18 protein-coding genes are annotated in these 22,461 nt (G+C 42.2%); 12 read left to right on the plus strand and 6 right to left on the minus strand.

Annotated elements, in window-relative coordinates:
* The first annotated feature begins 270 nt into the window (after window positions 1-270).
* From AC1DUD_RS20000 to AC1DUD_RS20015, 4 genes are all read left to right on the plus strand, one after another.
* A complete protein-coding gene (locus AC1DUD_RS20000) occupies window positions 271-3,273 on the plus strand; it encodes a PAS domain-containing sensor histidine kinase (RefSeq protein ID WP_477377577.1) in 3,003 nt (1,000 codons plus the stop codon).
* Between the two features lie 80 nt (window positions 3,274-3,353).
* On the plus strand, window positions 3,354-3,734 hold the full coding sequence (locus AC1DUD_RS20005) for a response regulator (RefSeq protein WP_477377579.1): 381 nt from the start codon (window positions 3,354-3,356) through the stop codon (window positions 3,732-3,734).
* A 192-nt stretch (window positions 3,735-3,926) separates the two neighbouring features.
* A complete protein-coding gene (locus tag AC1DUD_RS20010; RefSeq protein ID WP_477377581.1) occupies window positions 3,927-4,397 on the plus strand; it encodes a ferritin-like domain-containing protein in 471 nt (156 codons plus the stop codon).
* A gap of 22 nt (window positions 4,398-4,419) precedes the next feature.
* Entirely contained in the window at window positions 4,420-4,698 is a 279-nt protein-coding gene (locus tag AC1DUD_RS20015) for a hypothetical protein (RefSeq protein WP_477377583.1), read from the plus strand.
* A 24-nt stretch (window positions 4,699-4,722) separates the two neighbouring features.
* Here the strand turns inward: AC1DUD_RS20015 and AC1DUD_RS20020 are convergent, their stop codons facing one another.
* Window positions 4,723-5,112, minus strand: coding sequence for a hypothetical protein (locus AC1DUD_RS20020; RefSeq protein ID WP_330858518.1), 390 nt, complete (start codon window positions 5,110-5,112; stop codon window positions 4,723-4,725).
* Window positions 5,113-5,293: 181 nt separating this feature from the next.
* Here AC1DUD_RS20020 and AC1DUD_RS20025 point away from each other — a divergent pair, with 181 nt between their 5' ends.
* Window positions 5,294-6,781: an ATP-binding protein gene (locus tag AC1DUD_RS20025; RefSeq protein WP_477377586.1), complete on the plus strand. Its 1,488-nt coding sequence runs from the start codon at window positions 5,294-5,296 to the stop codon at window positions 6,779-6,781.
* On the opposite strand, the gene AC1DUD_RS20030 is transcribed toward AC1DUD_RS20025, so the two are convergent.
* From AC1DUD_RS20030 to AC1DUD_RS20045, 4 genes are all read right to left on the minus strand, one after another.
* A complete protein-coding gene (locus tag AC1DUD_RS20030) occupies window positions 6,753-7,547 on the minus strand; it encodes a DUF6438 domain-containing protein (protein WP_477377588.1) in 795 nt (264 codons plus the stop codon). The two genes, AC1DUD_RS20025 and AC1DUD_RS20030, sit on opposite strands and share 29 nt — an antisense overlap.
* Window positions 7,548-7,558: 11 nt before the next feature.
* Complete coding sequence (locus AC1DUD_RS20035; protein ID WP_477377590.1) at window positions 7,559-8,191, minus strand: HAD family hydrolase; 633 nt, start codon at window positions 8,189-8,191, stop codon at window positions 7,559-7,561.
* A gap of 264 nt (window positions 8,192-8,455) precedes the next feature.
* Window positions 8,456-9,115, minus strand: a complete 660-nt coding sequence (locus tag AC1DUD_RS20040) for an MBL fold metallo-hydrolase (protein WP_477377592.1) — start codon at window positions 9,113-9,115, stop codon at window positions 8,456-8,458.
* 136 nt (window positions 9,116-9,251) lie between these two features.
* Window positions 9,252-10,100 (minus strand): carboxylesterase family protein, encoded by an 849-nt coding sequence (locus AC1DUD_RS20045; RefSeq protein WP_477377594.1) that lies wholly within the window; start codon window positions 10,098-10,100, stop codon window positions 9,252-9,254.
* 461 nt (window positions 10,101-10,561) lie between these two features.
* Here AC1DUD_RS20045 and AC1DUD_RS20050 point away from each other — a divergent pair, with 461 nt between their 5' ends.
* From AC1DUD_RS20050 to AC1DUD_RS20065, 4 genes are all read left to right on the plus strand, one after another.
* On the plus strand, window positions 10,562-11,752 hold the full coding sequence (locus AC1DUD_RS20050) for a FecR family protein (protein WP_477377596.1): 1,191 nt from the start codon (window positions 10,562-10,564) through the stop codon (window positions 11,750-11,752).
* 160 nt (window positions 11,753-11,912) lie between these two features.
* Window positions 11,913-14,867 carry a TonB-dependent receptor domain-containing protein gene (locus AC1DUD_RS20055; protein WP_477377598.1) on the plus strand — a complete coding sequence of 985 codons (2,955 nt, stop codon included), beginning with the start codon at window positions 11,913-11,915 and terminating at the stop codon, window positions 14,865-14,867.
* Window positions 14,868-14,878: 11 nt separating this feature from the next.
* Window positions 14,879-16,024: a hypothetical protein gene (locus AC1DUD_RS20060; protein ID WP_477377600.1), complete on the plus strand. Its 1,146-nt coding sequence runs from the start codon at window positions 14,879-14,881 to the stop codon at window positions 16,022-16,024.
* 131 nt (window positions 16,025-16,155) lie between these two features.
* Window positions 16,156-17,601, plus strand: a complete 1,446-nt coding sequence (locus tag AC1DUD_RS20065) for a DNA/RNA non-specific endonuclease (protein ID WP_477377602.1) — start codon at window positions 16,156-16,158, stop codon at window positions 17,599-17,601.
* 448 nt (window positions 17,602-18,049) lie between these two features.
* Here AC1DUD_RS20065 and AC1DUD_RS20070 read toward each other — a convergent pair whose 3' ends face one another.
* Window positions 18,050-18,943 carry an SMP-30/gluconolactonase/LRE family protein gene (locus AC1DUD_RS20070; RefSeq protein ID WP_477377604.1) on the minus strand — a complete coding sequence of 298 codons (894 nt, stop codon included), beginning with the start codon at window positions 18,941-18,943 and terminating at the stop codon, window positions 18,050-18,052.
* A 211-nt stretch (window positions 18,944-19,154) separates the two neighbouring features.
* On the opposite strand from AC1DUD_RS20070, the gene lysS reads away from it, so the two are divergent.
* The 3 genes from lysS (at window position 19,155) to AC1DUD_RS20085 (ending at window position 22,457) form a co-directional block, all read left to right on the plus strand.
* Window positions 19,155-20,876 (plus strand): lysine--tRNA ligase, encoded by a 1,722-nt coding sequence (lysS, locus tag AC1DUD_RS20075; RefSeq protein WP_477377606.1) that lies wholly within the window; start codon window positions 19,155-19,157, stop codon window positions 20,874-20,876.
* Between the two features lie 118 nt (window positions 20,877-20,994).
* Window positions 20,995-21,930 (plus strand): hypothetical protein, encoded by a 936-nt coding sequence (locus AC1DUD_RS20080; RefSeq protein WP_477377608.1) that lies wholly within the window; start codon window positions 20,995-20,997, stop codon window positions 21,928-21,930.
* Between the two features lie 2 nt (window positions 21,931-21,932).
* Window positions 21,933-22,457 carry a hypothetical protein gene (locus AC1DUD_RS20085; RefSeq protein WP_477377610.1) on the plus strand — a complete coding sequence of 175 codons (525 nt, stop codon included), beginning with the start codon at window positions 21,933-21,935 and terminating at the stop codon, window positions 22,455-22,457.
* Window positions 22,458-22,461: the final 4 nt, after the last annotated feature.

Here is a 22,461-nt window from a genome sequence, read left to right on the forward strand (position 1 = left end):
ATCATCACGAACTTACCTCGCTAATAATACGAATAAATAAATCCCAATTACTATAAATCATTAAAACTACTACAACCAAATTCTCTAAAAACAGATTTAAACATTTATACAAGTTGGCTGTTTGAGAGAAACAGGTTCATGCTGCTGAGGCTCGTTTTTATCAACGATGCAACTATCGGCCATGATCATTTAATTGAAAAGCTATTATGCATAAAATTGGCGCTTTAACCTTAATTATTATAGACTATATTTATCCCTGTTATCTATATAATGAATAGCCAGGCCAACCTTAATCAACAATTAAACGAAGATATTTTCCGTATTCTGATCAGGGAATCTCCTACACCGGTAGGGTTATATATTGGCGAAGGAATGGAGATCAGGATAGCTAATAAAGCCATTACTGACATTTGGGGCAAAGGCGATAATGTTATTGGCCGAACCTACTTTAACTTGCTCCCTGAACTTGAGGAACAGGGCTTCCATGCCATATTATTAAACGTTTATAAAAGTGGCATCGCCTACGAAGGAAAAGAGCAAAAAGTTGATCTCGTGATAGATAATAAGCTTGAAGAGTTTTACTTCAACTTTACTTTTAAGCCCTTACGCAATGACGCTGGCGAAGTGTGGGGTGTTTTGAACACCGCGGCAGATGTTACCGAACTGGTAACAACCCGTCAAAAGCTTGCCGAAAGTGAGCAGCGTGTTCAGTTTGCGCTGCAGGCAGCCGAATTGGGCACCTGGGATTTAAACCCCAAATTGCAAACCGTAATATGGGACGACCGTTGTAAAGAACTTTGCGGCTTTCAAAAAAACGACGAAATCAAATATGCTGATCTGCTGAAATTTGTGCACCCGGAAGATGAGCAACGGTTACGGGCTGCGGTTATGCAGGCGTATAACCCTACCGGCGGCGGTAATTATGATATGATCACTCGCACCGTTGACCATAGCGGGCACCTTAAATACTGGATCCATCTGAAAGGAAAAGCTTACTTTAATGATAACCATGAACCAATCCGCTTTGCCGGTACGGTACAGGATATAACCCGTGAAATTTTGGACAAGCAGGAACAACAAAAACTGCTTGCGCTGATTGACAATACAGCCGATATGGTTGCTGTAGGAAGTATGGACGGATCAGTAACCTATGTCAATAAAACAACCTATGCCATATTAGGTATCGGGAGCACCAAAGAGGCATTAAAACCAGGTGTTGAATACTTTGCCGGCAACGAAAAAGACAAAGTAAATAATGAGATAGAGCCTGCTGTACAACAGTACGGCAAATGGGAAGGTGAAATGCATTACCGGCATTTTAAAACGGGAGAAAATATTCCGGTTTACGTTAATTGTTTCAGAATTGACGATCCGTTAAACGGTCTGCCTATTGGGATGGCGTCTGTAGCCCGCGACCTCCGCCCCGAAAAAGCGGCAAGGAATGAGCAATATAAATTACTATCGCTCATTAATCACAGCTCAGATTTTGTAAGCCTTTCTGATCTGGATGGTAATGTAACTTATGTAAATACCGCAGGGCGAAAAATGCTGGGCATCAAAGGTGTTAATGAGCACAAAAGGCATAACAGCGAGTTCATAATGCCCGATGAGCTTGTTAAGCTAAAGGATAAAGTAACCCCGTTTTTAATGACTCACGGCAAATGGAGCGGTGAGATCCTTTACCGTCATTTCCAAACGGGCGAAGCCATTCCTGTATACGGCACTACCATGCTGGTTTATGATGCCGTAACCGGATTACCGCAGGGCCGCGCTTCAATTGCCCGCGACATGAGGCGGGAAATTGCCGATAAAAAAGCCCTGACCGATAGTGAACAATTACTCAAAAACATCACCAACGCATCCCCTACGGCACTTTGGATGGCAGATGGCTATGGTAATATCACCTACGTAAACCAAACCTGGGTTGACTGGACCGGTATTAAATACGAAGATAACATGGGTGCCGGGTGGACTAATGCCATTTTAGAAGAAGACAGGCCACGGGCCACGGAAAAGTTTATATCCGATTTAAGTGCGCGCCGGTTTTATGAAGTTAATTTTAGAATTGCACGCAGAGATGGTGAAACAAGATGGTGTATAGCAACCGGTAATCCGCAATATAACGAACGAGGGGAATTTACAGGATATATAGGTGCATGTACTGATGTTACCGAAAAAACACTTGCCGAACGTGAAGTAATATTACGCAACAGGGAATTGAATGACCAGATCAGGCAGTTTGAGTTTGTTACCGATTTTATGCCGGTACAGCTCTGGACAGCCCGCACCGATGGAGAACTCGATTATGTTAACCAGCGGGCTGTAGATTATTTTGGCATAGCTGCCAATGAAATAGCCGGCCCCGACTGGCTCAACGGCATCCATCCCGATGACAGGGAAGGCTGTATTGAAGCCTGGACCAATGCATTAAATACAGGAAGCGTTTATCAATGCGAATTCAGGCTAAAAGACAAAGACGAAAATTACAAATGGCATCTCGCCCGGGCCTTACCCTTCATAATTGATGGTAAAATCATTAAATGGTTCGGCACCAACACCGACATTAATGAGCAGAAACAGCTTCAGCGTCAAAAAGATGACTTTTTAGGCATTGCAAGTCATGAGTTAAAGACACCGGTTACCAGTATAAAAGCATATGCCCAGGTATTGGGCGCTATGCTTACCAAAGAGGGTGAGCAAAAAAAGGCTGAAATGGTGCTAAGAATGGATGCTCAAATCAACCGCCTTACCAACCTCATCGGCGATTTGCTGGATGTTACTAAGATCAACTCGGGCAGGTTACAGTTCAATAAAACATGGTTCGATTTTAACGAGGCTCTGCGGGAAACCGTAGAAGACCTGCAGCACACCAGCCAAAAACATAAACTCGTACAAAACTTTTCCCAAACAGGCAGAATATATTCAGACAAAGACCGTATTAGCCAGGTTATTACCAACCTAATCACAAATGCCATCAAGTATTCGCCGCATACCGATACCATCATTATTACAACCCGCCGCGAAAACAATGAGGCCATTGTTTGTGTACAGGATTTCGGCATCGGTATCCCCGAAGAAAAGAAGGACCGGGTGTTTGAACAGTTTTACCGGGTAAGTGGGAATAAGCAGCATACTTTCCCCGGTTTGGGGTTAGGATTATACATCTCTTCAGAAATTATTAAGCGCGAAGGCGGCAGAATGTGGGTAAACAGCGTTGAAGGCAAAGGGTCTACTTTTTGCTTTGCATTACCTGTAGATGATACTAACAGTTAATTTTTGACTGGATCATTTTACAAGTAGGTTAGTTTATTACATATAATTTCAGAGGGTTTAACCAAGCCCTTACGCCTAAGATGGATACAAAGAACAAAAAAATCATGATCGCGGACGATGATCCCGGTATTGTTGACGCTGTGGAAATGCTGCTTGAATTTGAAGGCTACGAAGTAACATCAACTGTTGACGGCACCACCGTGCTTGAATTGAAAGGAGAACTTCCTGACCTGCTGCTGCTGGATATCTGGATGAGTGGCGAAGACGGGCGCGATATCTGCAAAAAATTCAAAGAAAGCGAACTAACCAAAGATATTCCCGTCATCATGATATCTGCAAGCCGCGATGTACGAGAATCGGCGATCGCGGCTGGTGCTAACGATTTTTTGGCCAAGCCATTTGAAATGAACGAACTGCTGAAAAAAGTAGAACAGTTTACCCATAAGCACAACGCTGCATAATCACAAGCTTAACACATCAACTAAATAAGTTTTACCCCTCCTCGGGATGATCCCTGACGGTGGCCGTCTCACCCGGCCGCCGATTCATCCCGTTGTATTATTAATTAAATCCAGCGAATGAATATCTAACTAAAAATAAAAAAACATTAACCCATAAGCTATGTTATTTATTATAACAAAACAATAATAGCTATGGGAGTCCTACAACACGTGCAGCACCAGATCTCAGCGTTGAACGATCTGATCAAAATAAATAATGACAGGATAGCCGGTTATCAGAAAGCCGCCGAGGCTGTTGATGAAACCGGATTGAATTTACTTTTTAATGAGTATATTGATCAAAGCAAAAGTTACGTTAGTGAAATACGCGAATACATTCATGTATTAGGCGGCGATCCCACAGATGGCACTACCCTTTCGGGTAAGTTTTATCATACCTGGATGGATGTGAAGTCGGTTTTTATGAATAAAGACAAGCATGCTATCCTCTCAGATTGTGAATACGGTGAGGATATAGCCAAAAAAGCTTACCGCGCCGCACTTGATGATAAGGAGCTGATATGGGAAGACGAGCAGGTTGTAGCCTTGCTGAACAACCATTTGGAAGGTTTAAAAAAAGCGCATGACACCGTTAAATCGTTAAGGGATACGGTTAATGCCTGATGATAATTAGTTATATACACAGATGAGCAATTCAAATCAATCATTTTTTTTGGCATGCCGTGTGCCTGATCAATACGCTAAAGTTACCTGCACCCAGGATAAGGTCATTTACACGCTTTCGCAATTGAAACAAGCTACCGTTGCCGATATCGCCGTGAAATTGAGGGAATATGAACCATCGGTAAATACGTTTACCCATGAAAAAAACGCGACTGAAGTGCTTGACTATTTGTTTGCCCGTGGCATGGTAAAGATCACCAAACAAAACGGCGAATTAAACTACAACCTGGTTACTGTTTAACCAAGGTTGTAGTTTAATATTTTATTACATACCTGGCGCAAGTGGTTTGGCCGAAACCACACTATCAACCACAAAAACGCTTACCCCTCTCCATGGCAACGTGTGCAGGTATTCTTTATAATGAAGTTCTAAAAATGAGCCGGCATTACTGCTCAGTTGCTTAGCCACTTTTTCATCAGTTACAGAAAACATAAATTCATTGGAGCCAATCGTGCCGCCGGTGACCTGTGTGCGGATGCCGCTTTGAATTAACCTTCCTTCGTAAGTTTTAAAAACGTAGCCTTTTTTCACAAAATAGTTCATGGTGCCAGCCTTCGTTCCTTCGCCAAAAACAAAATAATAGCGGTAGTAAAAGAAGCCGGCCAAAATCAACAGCAATATAAATACAATAATAAATTTTGTTTTTGCTTTCATCGGAGGTTTTATTTGTTAACTAAGCTACAAAAACTTAGCTGCCCGGCAAATATTTTATGATCTGCAATACGAATAGCTATAAAGCTTATTTTTCGTATCAATTAAAAAATATCATAACTTTTAATAAATGAAATAGTATTTTAACTAAATTTACTTGCCGACTAACATCACAATACTGCTAATGACTGGAGACCAACAGCATGCATTACCCGACGAAATTTTCAAGATCATTTTTGAAAAGTCACCAGGCTCTTTATTGGTTAAAGCTGATGCCCCTTTATTCACCATCATGGCGGCAAGTGATGATTATCTTAAAATTACCTCCTCGGTTCGTGAAAATATTTTAGGCAGGAGTTTTTTTGAGGTTTTTCCGGATGATGACAGCGATCCTAAAGACGTTACCAAAGCCCGCCATGTATTTACTAAAGTTGCCGAAACTGGCCTTAAGATCGATATTCCCTGCTATCAATACAATGTATATAATGCACAAACGCAAACTTATGACGTTCGCTTTTGGTCATGCAGTAATATTCCACTTTGTTATGATAATAAGGTAACCTATATCCTGAACGTGGTGGTTGATATAACAGCCGAAGTAAGCGCCCGTCAGGCTGCGTTGGAAAGTGAAAATCGCCTCCGGCTTGCTGCCGAAGCTACCGGCTTCGCCACTTTTGACTGGGCCATGAAAGATGATAAACGCTACTGCTCCCCCCAGCTTGTTGAACTGCTCGGCCACCCGGCAGATGCAGCCCTGACTTCGACAGATATATTTAACATGGTGCATCCTGATGACAAAGAAATAGTGATCAATTCATTTAACGAAGCTTTCAAAACCGGCACTTATGGCTATGATGTAAGGATTATATGGCCGGATAACTCGTTACACTGGATCCGTGTCAAAGGGAAGCAAATATCCGACGCGGGGAAGAACAACACCCGTATTTTGGGGACTGTACTCGATATTACGGAAAGTAAAAGTGATGAGATCCGAAAAAACGACTTTATAGCAATGGCCAGTCATGAACTTAAAACGCCGCTTACCTCAATCAAATCGTACATTCAAATACTGGCGAAGAAGCTTGTTAACACCGATGATAATTTTGTAATAAGTGCACTGGCCAAAGCCAATTTACAAGTCAATAAAATGACCGACCTCATCCACGGCTTTCTTGACCTGTCCAGGCTGGAATCGGGCAAGCTGCAACTTAAGCTTGAACAATTTGATATTAATGAGTTAATAAGCGATACGATAACGGAATTTACCCAGGCAGCAAACAGTCACGTTATAAATTTTGAACCTCAGGGCATATTAAATATCAATGCAGACAGGGATAAGATTGGGCAGGTAGTAAGTAACTTTTTAAGTAATGCCACTAAATATTCTCCGCGGGGAAGTACCATCACTATTACGAGTACAACAACTGATTGTGGCATCAGCGTTTCGGTGGCTGATTTAGGAGTGGGCATTAAACCTAAAGATCAAAAGAAACTGTTCCAGCGTTTTTACCGGGTTGAAAGTGAAAAAACTATGACTGTATCAGGCTTTGGTGTCGGTCTTTACCTGGCCAGCGAGATCATCCAGCGCCACAAAGGCAAAATAGGCGTTGAAAGCGCAGAAGGCGAAGGCTCCACGTTTTATTTTAGTTTGCCTGCTTCTCCCCCTCTTTAATTTTTGTAAGACTTACTTTTTTAAACGATTCCACCAGAAAGTTAACCAAACCCGTTAGGTTGAAAGGCGGGTCGTTGGTATTTAGTGTAAGCTTATCTTTATTGTTTTCAAAATCAATATCCAGGTAATAATTAGCGGCATCTGTAACCTGGCTCCCTTGCTTCCAATCGTACATCTTTTTTAATTCACTATGCTTCAGCCAATAGTTCAGGCTATCGAGTTGGAGCTTGCTGAGTTTACCGGCATAATCCCCTTTATAAGGATCAGCAAATTCGCCTCCTTTTAAACGATAAGTACCATCGGCCCAAATATTGATGAGCAATTGGGGGCAGCCACTATAACAGGTTGAGGACATGAAACGAAGCTTTGAAAATTTGATGCCGTTATCAAAGCTGGCTTTATAATTTTTAAACTGTAATGGAGGCCGCCCGGCTAATTTTATGGCACTTTCATTAACAGCCTTAATGGTTAATTTTTTGCCATCGAAATAATTGATGATAAATTTAGAAACATCGATATGCTGTTGCTTAAAATTATCTGAACTGGTAGTATAAGTATCAATTATTTTAAGTGTATCATGCTCTATCTTGTATTTATTTTCATGTTTCTTAAAGCCATCTAAGTTAAAATGAACTTTGCCATCATTGAAATAAAGGTAACCCAGGTCTTCGGTGAGCCATTCCTCAGATTCAACGGTAGCATGCTGGCTAAATGCCGAACCACACAGAGTGGTAAGAAATAAAAGAAGCAGTGATACGCTTTTCATGTAAACTAAACTTACAAACTCAAATAATATTGGGCTAACGATTCAAAATCATCAAACTTATTATCATAATCATCAGTATTGCCAAAGCCATAGCTAACAAACACAAACGGGATGCCTGCAAGGCGTGTTTGTTCGGCATCGCCATTGGTATCGCCTATGTAAACCGGGTTTTGCAAATTGTGTTTATCCATCAGCAAATGCATATTGTGGTTTTTAGGCATCTGATTGGTACCATAGGCCATGCTATCGGTAATAACTTCATTAATGCCCGCCCAGGTTAAAAACAGCGGAATAATCCCCACGGCACAATTGCTCAATACAAAAAGCTTGTATTTAGCGGCTAATTGTTTTAAGCCCTCGGTAACCCCTTTGTACATGATGCCGCCACTGGTAGGTAATATTTCGCGCCTTACCTGGTTTACTGCATTGTAAATTTCCATTCCCTTTTCTTCATCAAATTCGGGCAGCAGTACCCGGGTAAGCTTTTTGCCATCCATACCTATCACGTGCAGCAGCTCATCCCGTTTGATAGTTCTTTGAATATCAAGCTTTTGAAATATCAGATTCCATGATTGGGCGTAGGTGTCAACGGCATCCCAAAGGGTTCCGTCCATATCAAAAATTAGGCTATCGGGTTTCTGCATTAGCTAAAATTATGTTTTTCGCTAAGATGAAAAATTAACGGCAATTAATGTTCATGTTTTCTTCATTATTAATCCTCACCTTAGCAGTGTGATAAGGTTAACGCGGGTCGGCTTAGCAGGAGGCTGAGCCCGCAAAGAACCCCCGCCTCTCGGCGGGGGTTTCTTTTTTCATGGAGTTTTTTAAGTCGTAAGTCTCAAGTTCAAAATCTTGAGTCCTAACAATAGTAATTCTAAATTCATCGGCTTAAAACTTCTGATTTAAGACTAAAGACTTATCCCATCCCCTACTTTATAAATCTCATGAAATTTGATGCTTTGCTTATCGAAATGCTTTTTGTAGGCGGTATAACGCTGGATGATAAAAAAATCCTTGGCATAACCATCATGTACCGGAAAGATCTGCTTAGGTTGCAGCTCATCAGCAAAGGCCGAAATTGTGGGTTCATTGGCAAACGGCGCCATAGTAACCATGATCAGTAATTCAATCCCCTTAAAATTCAATAGCTTTTCTTCCATCGAATCAACGGGATGCAAAACTTTATTATTGATCAGGAAGCCTGTCATCTGCGGCAGCGGGTTATCCATGATCAGCTCATGCCTTACCGGGAAAGCCTGGAGTTTAAACGGCCCCGCACGATGAGTGCCCTCTTCAAGAAGCGTATATTTTAAATTGACCTTATCCAATTCCTTACCCACCTGCGAATTGGTAATTACCACCGCGCCGCTTAATTCAACAATGCTTTTTAAAATGTCGATATCAAAATGATCGGGGTGAATATGCGTGATCACGATACTTTTCACATCGCCAAACATTTGCGGTGTAACTAAACCCTCGGCAAAAGAAAACTTTCCCGGATCAAACAACAACTGATAGCCTTCCAGTTCAAAAAGCAGGCACGAATGCAGGTATTTTGATATTTTCATAAGCAGATAGGAGTTTATTTCCTAAAGATACACAGGAAAGGCTTATGAAGTTTTAAAAATATCTTCCGTTACAAGTGGTGATGGTCTGGAGTTATTATATTGTCAACCATAAATTCGCTCTTGTTCTTCTTTCATACTATTTCTTAAACGAAAATATCCAATGGAACAAATCGGGTTCAGCAAATACCCTGGCTTCAATGTCATGTTTTAAGCCTGGATATTCGGTGTATTTCGCATTTTTCGCACCGCTTTGTTGCAATGCTTTGATCATGCTTCTATCTGGCCAGGGGTTAATAACGTCATCGGCCGCGCCGTGAAAGATCCACACCGGAACCTTAGCTGCCATTTTTGGATATAACACTACGTTAGCCTGCCCGCAGATAGGGAAAGCAGCCGCAAAAAAGTCTGGATAATGGACTATCAAATCGTAAGTACCAAAGGCACCAAGCGAAGTGCCGCCCAGGTAAATTCTTTTTCTGTCGGCGATTTTATGTTTAGCCAAACTATCTATTAAAAGTTTCACCATTCGCTCAGGTGTTGAAAGCGCCAGGGTGTTCATCTTATGGTTAAACGCTGCAGTTGTATCGTAGGGCGGCCCCGGAGGGATTTTGAACCACATGCTGTCTGCAGGGCATTGCGGAAAAACTACAAGTGCAGGATATTTTTTCCGGACCGAATCATTTAAAAAATCCTTGCCGGCTCCGTAATACCTGCTACTTCCGCCGAGTTGTTGCTCATTATCATTTCCTCTGAAACCCGCACCATGCAGGTAAACAACCAAAGGGTATGATTTTTGGGAGTCATAGTTTTCAGGATATAATATCCTGTAAGGTAACGTGTCTTTGCCATTAATAAACAGCGCTTTTTTATATAGATTAAGATCCTGCGCCCGGGAGAAATGAGCGCCTGTTAACAATACCGAAACTACCAGGATCCCCTTGATCCAATTATTTCCTGTGATCGAAATTTTAAATCTTTTTTTCATCTTTTGTTTAAACCAGATGTTCTATTTCTCCAGCATAACCGAATCCTGAAAAGGTTATAACAGGGCTCAATCATAATCCTTTCATACTTAAAGATAACCACCGTTTTCGGCAAACCGAAATATAATTGATGAACTACGGCAGCCAATTGACCACCCGCAGTAAATCCCACGATCAAAAGCTTTAGGCCATGATGATAAACTGTGAATAATAACAGATCTAAGAAGCCGCTTAAAAACGAATGGAAAGTTTTTTGTAGAGACGCATCACATGCGTCTCCCGGTGGACAGGCCGATTTAAAAGGCTTCTAATTCCGTCGGAAATTGCACGTGGAAGACGCATGTGATGCGTCTCTACATTCAAAAACAATCAAATTTAAACAGATCTAAAAAAAATTAAAAAAATATGCACCCGCCTTTATCCACTTTTAAAATGAAGGTGTCTTTATGTACGAAAAGGAAAAATGAATAATTACGACTCATACTTTGACCTGGGCCAGCTGATCGCAAAATATATGCGAAATGAGTTGAACGACCAGGAAAAACTCCAGCTTGATCAATGGATTGAGGCTGATGCACGCAACCAGGAATTATTCAAAAAATTGACCGACGAACACCTGCTCAACAATGAGCTGGAAACCTTTTCAGTAAACGATAAAGCCCAGGCCTGGAAAAAGATCCGTAAGGGAACGGGGTTTAAAACCAAAACAGGCAAGCCACGATGGATTGCTTATGCAGCCGCTGTTGTGTTGCTGGCTGCTTTAACTATTACATTAAATAAACGCCAGGACATTGAGCATACTCAAAGCCTGGCCAACCAATATAAGGATCTTCCACCCGGAACCAATAAAGCAGTACTTACATTGGCCGATGGTTCAACCATAGTTTTGGATAGCGCTAAACACGGGCAAATTGCCAGCCAGCAAAACGCAGTGATCAAAGAAGATGAAAACGGCAAGGTGGTTTATGAAGCTACCGATGAAGCTCAAAACCCTGCTGCCCCAGCTCCTGCCGAAACTATTGCCATTAATATGCTGGCTACCCCACGCGGCGGCCAATACCAGGTGGTTTTGCCCGACGGCACAAGAGTTTGGTTAAACGCTGCATCATCGCTAAAATATCCAACCGCTTTTACCGGCAACGAACGCAGGGTTGAACTTACCGGCGAGGCTTATTTTGAGGTCATTAAAGATCCTTCAAAACCTTTCAATGTAAAAACTGCCAGCCAAACAGTTACCGTTTTGGGCACCCATTTCAACATCAACAGCTATACCGATGAGGGTGCAACCAAAACCACCCTGCTTGAAGGCAGTGTGAGGGTTACCCGCAATACCGGCCAATCGGTTAAAATAAAACCGGGACAGCAGGCAATTAATACTTTAAACAGCATCGACATAGATGAAAATGCCAATATAGACGAAGCGGTGGCCTGGAAAAACGGAAAATTTGTTTTCAGCAATACCGACCTGCAAACTATCATGCGCCAGCTATCGCGCTGGTATGATGTGGATGTGGAATACCAGGGTAAAACAGCACAAAAACATTACATGGGGCGCATATCGCGCAATGTACCCGTGTCGCAAATATTTGAAATCCTTAAAACAAGCGGCTTAAACTTCACAATTAACGGGAGGAAGATTATAGTAAAATCATAACAAATCCAATATGCAGTAAACGGCAAGGCCGGTTTACTAAACGTTGGCCCATAAAAAAACCGAAAGTGTTGCGACCACCTCCGGCTATTTTTTTCGGGCAAACATCATCCAAATCATATCGACTAAATACTTTTTAAACTAATCAACCCAAAACAAAAATATGGATTTTTCTACATTTCCTGTGCCTGTACACAACAATGGCCGGGTAAATAAATTCAAAAACGCTACCAATGGTTTTTTCCGGGTTAGTCCGGATACTAAAAGAAAATTTATTATGCGGATAAAGCTTATCGCCGTTCTATTATTTGCAGTTTGCCTGCATCTCAGCGCCAAAAGTTTCAGCCAAAACATCACTTTAGCCGAAAAGAACAGCAGCCTCCAGGCAGTACTGAACAAAATTGAGCAGCAAAGCGGCTATGACATTTTCATGCAAACCGAATTGGTTGCCGGCAGCAACAAGGTATCGTTAAATGTAAAAAACGAAGCTTTAACAAAAGTGCTCGACAGGGTGTTTAAAGGCCAGCCTGTTACTTATGCTATTGTAGGGCATACCATTGTGGTAAAAGAAAAAAACGCCAAAGCCGCCGAAAACAGCGCCAACGCACCTGCACAGGTATATACGGGCAAGGTTGTTGATGCCGATACAAAAGAACCTTTGATCGGTGCTTCGATAGGACTTAAAGGTACAACGAAAGCTACGACCACCGGTTTAAACGGTACATTTAAACTTAATACCGGTTCAGATCAAGGTGCCGTTCTTGTGATTTCATATATCGGTTACGTTACCAAAGAGGTAACACTTTCAGGTGTCAGCGATCTTGGTGTGATCACCATGCAGTCAAGCGCCAATTCCATGAAGGAGGTAGTAATAACCGGCGATGTGGCCGTTGACCGTAAGACACCTATCGCAGCCTCAACCATTAATCAGCAGTTTATTGAAGAAAAAATGGGCACCAGGGATATCCCACAGCTTTTGCAGGGTACTCCGGGCGTAATGGCTACTGCCCAGGGTGGCGGCTATGGCGATTCACGTATCAGTATCAGGGGTTTCTCAAGCGGCTCCAAAAAAGGCAATGTGGCCTTAACCATCAACGGGATCCCGGTTAACGACATGGAAAACGGTTCAATCTTCTGGTCAAACTGGTCAGGACTTACCGATGTAACTACTTCCGTACAAATTCAACGCGGTTTAGGTGCATCGAAAATTATTGTTCCTTCATTTGGTGGTACCATTAATATCACTACCCGCAATACCGACATGGAAAAAGGTGGTTATATAGCCCAATCATACGGTAGCGACAACCTGCAGAAAACTGCTGTATTGGTATCTACCGGCTTAAATGATAAAGGCTGGGCCATGACTTTCCAGGGGAGCCGTAATAAAGGTGATGGTTTTGCCGATGGTCTTAGTTATTTAGGATACAATTACTTCTTCAATTTGTCTAAAGTATTGAGCCCGAGCCAAACTTTGTCGTTCTCATTAATGGGCGCTACGCAAACTCACGGTCAAAGGCCACAACGGTCAATTGCCGAGTATCAAAATGCACCGCAGGGAATTGAATGGAATTACTACTTGGGCGTTAAAGATGGCAAACAGATCAATCCGTACAACAACACATTCAGCAAACCTGTATTTTCATTAAACCACGAGTGGACCATTAATGAAAAATCAAGTTTATCTACTGTTTTATATGCAACTTATGGCACAGGCGGAGGCGGTGCAATAGGTGGCAACACCAACCCGGTAAGGGTAAGCAACTTCTACTCACCGTATGATTTTACGGCAGTTGAAAAAAGCAATGCGGCAAATCCTGATGGTTCGGCCAGCACCTATTTTTACTCGGCACATAATGACCATACCTGGTATGGTGCACGAAGCACCTACCGTACCCGTTTCGGCAATGACATCGATTTTTCGGCCGGTATTGATTTAAGGTCATACAAAGGCACGCACTATGAAGAAGTCACCGATTTATTAGGTGCCGATTATGTGTATGCTGCATATACAGGTAATACAGCCGTAGGAAGCGCTTCGGGCGACATTAATGACCCTCAGAAAAGAGCTGTAGTTGGCGATAAATTTGGCTACTACAACAAGGATTATGTACAATCGGGCGGTGCATTTATGCAAGCAGAATACTTAAAGAATAACTTCTCTGCTTTTGTTACCCTTTCGGGTTCGGGTACTGCAGACAAACGCGTTGACATGTTTAACTACCTTAACAGCGATCCAAACCAAAAAAGCCCTTACGTTAGCTTTTTCACCTACCAGGCCAAAGCCGGTGCAAATTATAACCTGAACGATCAGATGAACATATTTGCCAACGTAGGTTACATCACCAAACCACCGTACTTTGATAATGTGTTCCAGAAGTTTACCAATAACATTAACCACAGCACAGTAAGCGAAAAATTGTTCAGCTATGAATTGGGTTATGGTTATAAGATCTCAAACTTCAGCGCTAAATTAAACCTGTACAGGTCAAGCTACGGCGATGAGTCTTTCTCAAACTCATATGGCGATACCAAAACCAACCAGTTGTATAGCGTAAATATCTCTGGCGTAAATGAGCTCCACCAGGGTGCCGAGCTTGAGCTTACCTACAAGCCCATCAAAGCTGTAACTGTTGGTGGTATGTTTTCATACGGCGACTGGCATTATACCTCAGATGCAGGCCCTGCTACAGTGTATAACAGCCAGCAACAAGTTGTGGCTACTGTTGGAAAAGTTGATCTGAAAGGTTTAAAAGTTGGCGATGCCGGACAAACCACCGCAGGCTTCCATTTGGATATCGACGTATTGCCGGCCTTGAGATTGGGGACAAACTATAACTATATAGCCAATTACTATTCAAACTTTCTTTTTTCAAACATCACCAAACCTAATTTAACTCCTTATAAGCTGCCAAACTATTCGGTTTGGGACGTGAACGGTGTTTTCAAATTTAAAATAGCCGGGCTTGACTCTTACCTGATTGGTAACGTAGTTAACCTGTTGAATACCAAATTCATCTCTGACTCTTTTGATACGAATGCTACCGGTTTGCCGGCCAATGTTAACGTTTATTACGGCTTAGGCAGAACATTTACATCAACCATAAAAGTTAAATTTTAATACTGACAAAAATGAAAAAGATATATTATTCATTAACGTTATTGGCGCTGGCATTTACCGCTTGTCAAAAGCAACCGGTTATTCCTAATGCACAGCCTGTACACAAGGCCAGTTTGACACAAACGTTGGCCTCGGCCGATTATGGAAAGCTTGACACCTCCACTTATGGCTATAAAAATCATGTGTTTAAATCAGACGATGACGGCAAGCAAAGCATACCCGCTATACTTGCAGCCGAATACCCGCGTGTTGACGATGGCTCAACTGCCAGCATAACATTTAATGTAGGAACCCCGGTAATAAAAATGGCCGATAGCCTTTATACCTCAGTGGCCTATACACTTACCAATGCCGATTATTTGCTGTTACCAGGCAATAAATTCACCGATTTCAGTGCGGCGCAAGTACTTTCATGGTTACCTTACGGGCCAAAAACCTCGTCGCCAAAGGCAAATCAGCTTGCTGTACTTACCTTTAACTATTATGCAGGGAGCGTATCGGTGCAAACCTTTGGGTACCTTTATCTGAACAGCGCATGGCAACAAATCTACCTGTTATCGCCTGCACAGTACCTTTCAATAGGCCGTTCAAGTCACAACGAGTTTGTTGCCGCAGATAAAGACAATATCAATACTTATATCAATGCCCTTTTAAAGGCGGATTTGTCAGTTTCGGCAACAGCTAAAGTTGGTGATATATTATATGTAAGTTATAACTATTATGATGGCACCGATTATCAAAAAGTTGCTGCTTACGCTTTTGATGGTAATAATTGGATTGCCGGTGCAACGCCAAGAACTTTATCGTTTGAACGTGTAGCCGGTAAATGGGTTGCCAGCAGTACTGTAAATTACACGCTTGCTGCCGCTGATTATGTGTACATCGGAACACAAACCACAGCCGGAACACAAGCCGCAAGGGATAACGTAGCTAAATATCCTGACTTTAATATCAGCGCGTCCACCGATGCTACTTATTGGAGCCCTGACGACTTAAACGCGGCATTAATTGCTGTATTAACAGAGAAGTTTAAAGCTACAGCACTTCCAAATCAAAAGTTTGTGGTTACCTATACCACTTACTTTAAAGGTACAACTTCAAACACAAGCAAAGCCTTCGTTTTCGACGGAACAAAGTTCGTAGTTCCGCAATCGTAATATCTATAAACAGGAGCATGCAAATGCATGCTCCTGTTTTCTGTCTCCCCTGAATCTTTCCAGTTAAAAAATTTGCACGGCGTAAACGCATTGGCTGTGCTTTGTATTTATCTATCATAAAAAAAACACTTATGAAAATTAACAACCTGCTTGTCGGCCTGGGTTTAGCCTTAACCTTTGCCGGATGTTCCAAAGACCTCAAGAACTCACCAACCCCACCTAAAAATGGCGATACTACGGTAACAACCACTCCAGTCCCGGTTCCTTACACCATTACCGAGGATTTTGAACAGGGAAGTAAAACCGCCTATGCAGCTGCCGACGTAGCTTTAAGCACCGGTAGCTGGAATTTTAACGATGCATTAATAGGCAACCTTGCTGCCGACCTAAAAGATGGCAGTAAATCGGTAAGGATCCGTACCGGGGATATCGCCATGAATTTTGATATCAATGGCCTTAAAACTTTGTATATAAAGCACGGTAAATATGGCACCGATGCCACATCAACATGGCAGTTGTTAATGTCGACTGATGGCGGCACGACTTACGCCCAGGTAGGTGCAGATATTACCGAAACCAATACCACACTGGTAACCGACTCATTTAAAGTGAGTGTTACAGGTAAAGTTAGGTTCGAGATTAAAAAAGCTGGTACAACCCGCATCAATATTGATGATATAACCTTTAAAGGTACCGGTGATCCGGGTATAACCGTTGGCACGCCTGATACCGGCAGTGGCGATACCGCCGGCGGTTCAAGTGCATCAACTCCACGCGATGCTACTGCCGGTGCTGATGCGCCGCCTGCAAGCGGCGATAACAGTAACCTGCTTTTCGGCAACCCTTCAAACGCGCTTTCTACATTGGCTTCGATGGATAATTACCTTATTGACCAGAAGTATTATGTAGAATCATACAACGCCACCAAAGGTGAGCCTAACTGGGTTAGCTGGCACCTTGATGCAACCAATACCACCAACGCAACCAGTCGCCTTGATAATTTTGCAGGCTGGAGCGGCTTGCCTACAGGATGGTACCAGGTAGAGAGCAATAGCTATTCGGGCAGCGGGTTCGACAGGGGACATAATTGTCCTTCTGCTGATCGTACCAGCTCGACCGATGCTAACTCAGCAACCTTCCTGATGACTAACATGATACCTCAGGCACCGCAAAACAATCAGCAAACCTGGGCCAATCTTGAAAATTATTTGCGTGAGCAGGTAGTTGCCGGTAACGAGGTTTATATTATTATGGGTAGCTATGGTACCGGGGGTACCGGGTCAAACGGTTCTGCAAACACTATTAACAGTGGCCACGTAAACGTACCAAGCAATGTTTGGAAAGTTGCACTGATCATCCCTAAAGGAGATGGCGATGTAGCAAGGGTTACCACTTCAACAAGGGTTATTGCGGTAAACACACCTAATATCAACACCATCAATTCTGACTGGACTAAATATATCACCACAGTTAAGGTTATCGAAACAGCAACAGGTTATACCTTACTATCAAGCCTGCCAGCTTCGGTTAGGACAGCGCTTGAAGTTAAAGTAGATACCGGTGCTTCAGGATCATAAAAGCTAATAATTTGAAAAAGAAGAGCCGGGGGTACTACATACCTCCGGCTTTTTTGTTGATGTTTTTAGAGTGTTCAGTTTTTTAAAAACGGGTGTTCAGCCTTCGAAAACCCAATATCGCAACTTATTGATTATCAATACCAAAACGTTCAAATTAGTGTATTGAGCATTTTTAGATATTTATAACTAATTGATTATCAGAAAATAAAATTCAGACAAAAACGACAGGTGTTCACACTTTCAAAAGTTGAACACCTGTCGTTTTGTGTTTGTATTGCTGAGTATTTAAATCCTATGAACTCCAAAGGTAAAATGACAAAAGATGGCTTGTCAGTCTGAGCCTGTCGAAGACTCGCGCGCAGAGGCCCTGCCCACCATGCTTCGACAAGCTCAGCATGACCCCCATTTTATTTATATCATGAGCATACTAGCACTATAGTGGATGGGATCAATCCACTCCTTTTACATTCATTTTTAAAATGTAAACCGCTTTGGAGGCTGTCATAAACAAGATGTCCTTATCCTTGCCGCCGAAGCAGATATTGGCTGTCCAGGGTTCGTCAATATCGATATGTCCTATCTTTTCACCTTTGGGATTAACTATGGTAACTCCCTTTCCGCACATGTATACGTTACCATGTTCATCTATCGTCATCCCATCACATCCCATAGCTATGAACAGGGTACGGTTTGATAGTGTACCATCCTTATTGATATCATAACGATAGGTTTTATTATCGCCGATATCAGCAACGTACAAAGTCTTGCCATCAGGTGTACCGATGATGCCGTTAGGACGTACAAACTTATCATCAACCATCACAGCCGGGGCTTTGCCTTTGGCCAGGAAATAGAGCTTTTGCCCGTCGAGGTCCGGTTGCTTACGGGTCCAGTAATCGCGCTGGTAATACGGATCAGTTATATAGATGCCGCCGTCCGGGCGTACCCAAACATCATTGGGGCCGTTAAATTTATGCCCCTGGTAATCTTTCAGTAAAACAGTAACCTTGCCTTTAGGACCGATAGACCAAAGCTGATCATCAGCATCGGCACAACTGATCAGGTTGCCTTTTTTATCAAAATACATCCCGTTTGATCGGCCTGCGCTATCCAGGAAAACGGAAAGCTTGCCTTCAGTATCATACTTCCAGATCTTATTGTTAGGCTGATCGGTAAAAAAAACATTACCCTTTTTATCGACAGCCGGCCCCTCTGTAAATGAGAATTGTTTGGCAACCAGTTGGGGCTTGGTATTGTGGTCGTACAAATCAGTTTCAGTTTGGGCTAATACCCTAACCGACAGTACCGATATAAACAGAATAAGAGCAGATAGTTTTTTCATGGTTTACGGAATGTTATAATGGTTTTGCTAAAGTAATATGTTTTTGAGACTGATTATTTTACAGGGGTAAAATATTTGATACAAGTAGTGGATTTGTATTTTGTCCAACTTTTCTCTATCCCATCTACCCCTTCAAAACCAAACAAATATTTGATTAAAAAGATTGATAAAAACGCTACTTTTGCACCTTTATTAAAATACCGTACATCACATGAGTATTGCATTATCCGAACAGGAGATCATTCGCCGCAAATCTTTACAAGAGTTACGTGCACTTGGTATTAATCCATACCCCGCCGAAGCTTTTAATGTTAACGCCTGGGCACAGGATATAGCCGATAATTTTAAGGATAAACCCGAGGCCTACCAGGATGTTGTAATTGCAGGCCGCATCATGACCCGCCGTATCATGGGCAGTGCTTCATTTGCCGAGTTACAGGATTCAACCGGTCGTGTGCAGATATATATAAAACGCGATGATATTTGCCCTGATGAGGACAAGACATTATATAACACCGTATTTAAAAAGCTACTTGATATCGGTGACTACGTGGGCGTAAAAGGCTATGTATTTACCACTCAAACAGGTGAGATCTCGGTTCACGTACGCGAGTTGGTTGTGCTTTCAAAATCATTGAAACCACTGCCGGTTGTTAAACGTGAAGATGACGGAACCATTCACGATGGCTTTACCGACCCCGAACTACGTTATCGCCAGCGTTATGTGGACTTAACCGTTAATCCCGATTACAAACAAATTTTCATCAACCGCTCAAAAGTGATCAGCGCTATGCGCAATTACTTTAATGGCCAGGGATGGATGGAGGTTGAAACCCCTATCCTGCAGCCTGTGCATGGTGGCGCTGCGGCCCGTCCGTTCGCTACCCATCATAACACGCTTGATATGCCGCTGTTTTTACGTATCGCTAATGAGCTTTACTTAAAAAGGCTTATCGTTGCCGGTTTTGATGGTGTTTATGAGTTTGGTAAAATGTTCCGTAACGAGGGCATGGACCGCACCCATAACCCGGAGTTTACCGCTATGGAAATCTATGTAGCCTATAAAGACTACATCTGGATGATGGCCATGGTTGAGGAATGTTTGGAAACTGTTGCAAGAGCAGTTCATGGCATCCCGGCTGTGCAGGTTGGCAACAACGAGATCAACTTTGCAGGCCCTTACGAAAAACTCTCCATGTATGATTCGATCCTGAAATACACAGGTATCGATGTATCTGCGATGGACGAGGCCGGTTTACGTGAGGTTTGTAACGAATTAAAAATAGAGATCAACCCAAGCATGGGTAAAGGCAAACTGATCGATGAGATCTTCAGCGCTAAAGTTGAACACCACTTGATCCAACCTACTTATATTACCGACTACCCTATCGAAATGACTCCGCTTGCCAAAAAGCACCGTACTAAGGACGGGCTGGTTGAGCGCTTCGAGCTATTTGTGAATGGTAAAGAAATTGCAAATGCCTATTCTGAGCTAAATGACCCTATTGATCAGCGCGAGCGTTTGGAAGAACAACTGATCCTGGCCGGTCGCGGTGACGATGAGGCTATGGCAATGGATGATGACTTTTTACGCGCCCTTGAATACGGTATGCCACCAACATCAGGTTTAGGCATAGGTATCGACAGGCTGGTAATGCTGATGACCAATCAAAGCACTATCCAGGAAGTATTGTTCTTCCCGCAAATGCGCCCGGAGAAAAAAGCTAAAGTTACCACTGCCGATGATTTTATAAACATCGGTGTACGCGCCGAGTGGGTACCTGTATTAAATAAAATGGGATATAACACCGTTGAAGAATTAAAAGCAGCTAACCCCAACAAGGTATTTAACGATCTTGGCGGAATGCGTAAAAAATTAAAACTGGATATTACCATGCCCACCAAAGAAGAGGTAATGGCCTGGTTTGAATAGTAATGGACTTATAACAGTAACTTCTTTTTAAATTCTGCTTTTTGTGATATATTTGAGATAGGATTTACACAGTGATTTTTATCGCTGTGTAAACCCACCTTGATCATATCACATTTTAATGAAATTAAACCTGCACGTTCTCCGTTTTAAAAGAGAGCATTTCCCAAAAACGGCCATAATACGGCCAGCCTCTAATTTTACTGCACATTTTTCTGGCGAAGGAGATCTTCCGGAAACCAATGAAAATAGTATGCCTGCTCAAGAGGCCAAAACTCCTGAAGAAATAGCAAATCCTGATACGGTATGCACATTCTGCAAAACCGATTATGGAACACCGCTTAACAAACTTTCGGCTTACCCTATTTGCGATAACTGCAGCGTCGATCTCGAAAAAAAGATCTTCCCGCAGTGGGTTAAGCTATTTTTTGGCGGTGTAATATTGCTGGTTGTATTTTCCATATTCTGGAACTGGCGCTTTTATGCGGCGTACAACAATTTAAACAAAGCCAATGTGGCTTTTTCAAAATCAGATGTTTCAAATGCGGCACAATTCATGAGCAAAGCGGCCGAAGAAGTACCTGAAACCCGCGATCTTGTACAAATGGCCGCTTATTTCCGTGGTATTGAATTTTTGTCAAAAGATAAATCAGCCTTTGCTTTAGTCGAATTTAATAAATGTACAGATCTGGGCGCCGATTTTCACATTAATCAACTGATACTCAATTCCGAAAACGGGGTTGCTTATGAAAAGAAAGATTACCCGATGTTTTTGAAAACATCAAGAGCTGTTTTAGGGCTTGATTCTACAATAGCACAATCGTGGGCTGGTGTGGCCTCGGCATATGCCTGTTTATATGCACAAAACGGACAGGACTCGCTAAGACAGCTTTCGCTACAATACCTTCAAAAGGCCAGAAAAATGGATGATACCAGCGCTATATCAAAAGATTATACCGGCCGGATCTTATACAGGATTGATAGCAAACAGATCATCAGCCGCGATGAGTTTCTGAAAAAATTTCCTAATGGTTACACTTCTGCTTTAAACAAATAAATATGTTCATTCCTGGTATTCTTATCTCTATTGCTACTTTTCCCRGTGTTATTGTACATGAGTTTGCACACCTGTTTTTTTGCAGGTTACGCAAAGTAGCCGTTTTTGATGTTTGTTATTTCAGATTTGCCAACCCGGTAGGTTATGTGATACATGAAAATACAAACAATTTTTACACAACATTTTTAATAAGCATGGGCCCGTTTTTTATAAATACCTTATTATGCCTGCTTATTTGTATCCCGGCTTATATCCCCATTAGTTATTTCAATGTCGATCACCCACTGTCGTACTTTTTAATGTGGCTTGGCGTGTCTATAGGTATGCATGCAATACCGTCAAACCAGGATGCTAAAAATTTATTTGATCAGGCAAAAGTGAAAGCCAAGGAAAAAAACGCGTTAGCCATCATATCTTTTCCTATTATAGGACTGATCTATTTATTTAACCTGCTACGTTTCTTCTGGGCCGATTTTTTCTACGGCATTGGTATCGGCGTTGGCTTACCTTCGCTGCTTTTTAAATAACGCT

The sequence above is a fragment of the Mucilaginibacter sp. P4_A11 genome (assembly GCF_056402535.1).

Bases quoted from the DNA above. Each gene is read 5' to 3' on its own strand.
- AC1DUD_RS20040 (WP_477377592.1), bottom strand. From the start codon at position 9,115: ATGAAAATATCAAAATACCTGCATTCGTGCCTGCTTTTTGAACTGGAA.
- AC1DUD_RS20025 (WP_477377586.1), top strand. From the start codon at position 5,294: ATGACTGGAGACCAACAGCATGCATTACCCGACGAAATTTTCAAGATC.
- AC1DUD_RS20065 (WP_477377602.1), top strand. From the start codon at position 16,156: ATGAAAATTAACAACCTGCTTGTCGGCCTGGGTTTAGCCTTAACCTTT.
- AC1DUD_RS20055 (WP_477377598.1), top strand. From the start codon at position 11,913: ATGGATTTTTCTACATTTCCTGTGCCTGTACACAACAATGGCCGGGTA.
- AC1DUD_RS20070 (WP_477377604.1), bottom strand. From the start codon at position 18,943: ATGAAAAAACTATCTGCTCTTATTCTGTTTATATCGGTACTGTCGGTT.
- AC1DUD_RS20050 (WP_477377596.1), top strand. From the start codon at position 10,562: ATGAATAATTACGACTCATACTTTGACCTGGGCCAGCTGATCGCAAAA.
- AC1DUD_RS20035 (WP_477377590.1), bottom strand. From the start codon at position 8,191: ATGCAGAAACCCGATAGCCTAATTTTTGATATGGACGGAACCCTTTGG.
- AC1DUD_RS20015 (WP_477377583.1), top strand. From the start codon at position 4,420: ATGAGCAATTCAAATCAATCATTTTTTTTGGCATGCCGTGTGCCTGAT.
- AC1DUD_RS20020 (WP_330858518.1), bottom strand. From the start codon at position 5,112: ATGAAAGCAAAAACAAAATTTATTATTGTATTTATATTGCTGTTGATT.
- AC1DUD_RS20005 (WP_477377579.1), top strand. From the start codon at position 3,354: ATGGATACAAAGAACAAAAAAATCATGATCGCGGACGATGATCCCGGT.
- AC1DUD_RS20060 (WP_477377600.1), top strand. From the start codon at position 14,879: ATGAAAAAGATATATTATTCATTAACGTTATTGGCGCTGGCATTTACC.
- lysS (WP_477377606.1), top strand. From the start codon at position 19,155: ATGAGTATTGCATTATCCGAACAGGAGATCATTCGCCGCAAATCTTTA.
- AC1DUD_RS20000 (WP_477377577.1), top strand. From the start codon at position 271: ATGAATAGCCAGGCCAACCTTAATCAACAATTAAACGAAGATATTTTC.
- AC1DUD_RS20080 (WP_477377608.1), top strand. From the start codon at position 20,995: ATGAAATTAAACCTGCACGTTCTCCGTTTTAAAAGAGAGCATTTCCCA.
- AC1DUD_RS20030 (WP_477377588.1), bottom strand. From the start codon at position 7,547: ATGAAAAGCGTATCACTGCTTCTTTTATTTCTTACCACTCTGTGTGGT.
- AC1DUD_RS20045 (WP_477377594.1), bottom strand. From the start codon at position 10,100: ATGAAAAAAAGATTTAAAATTTCGATCACAGGAAATAATTGGATCAAG.
- AC1DUD_RS20010 (WP_477377581.1), top strand. From the start codon at position 3,927: ATGGGAGTCCTACAACACGTGCAGCACCAGATCTCAGCGTTGAACGAT.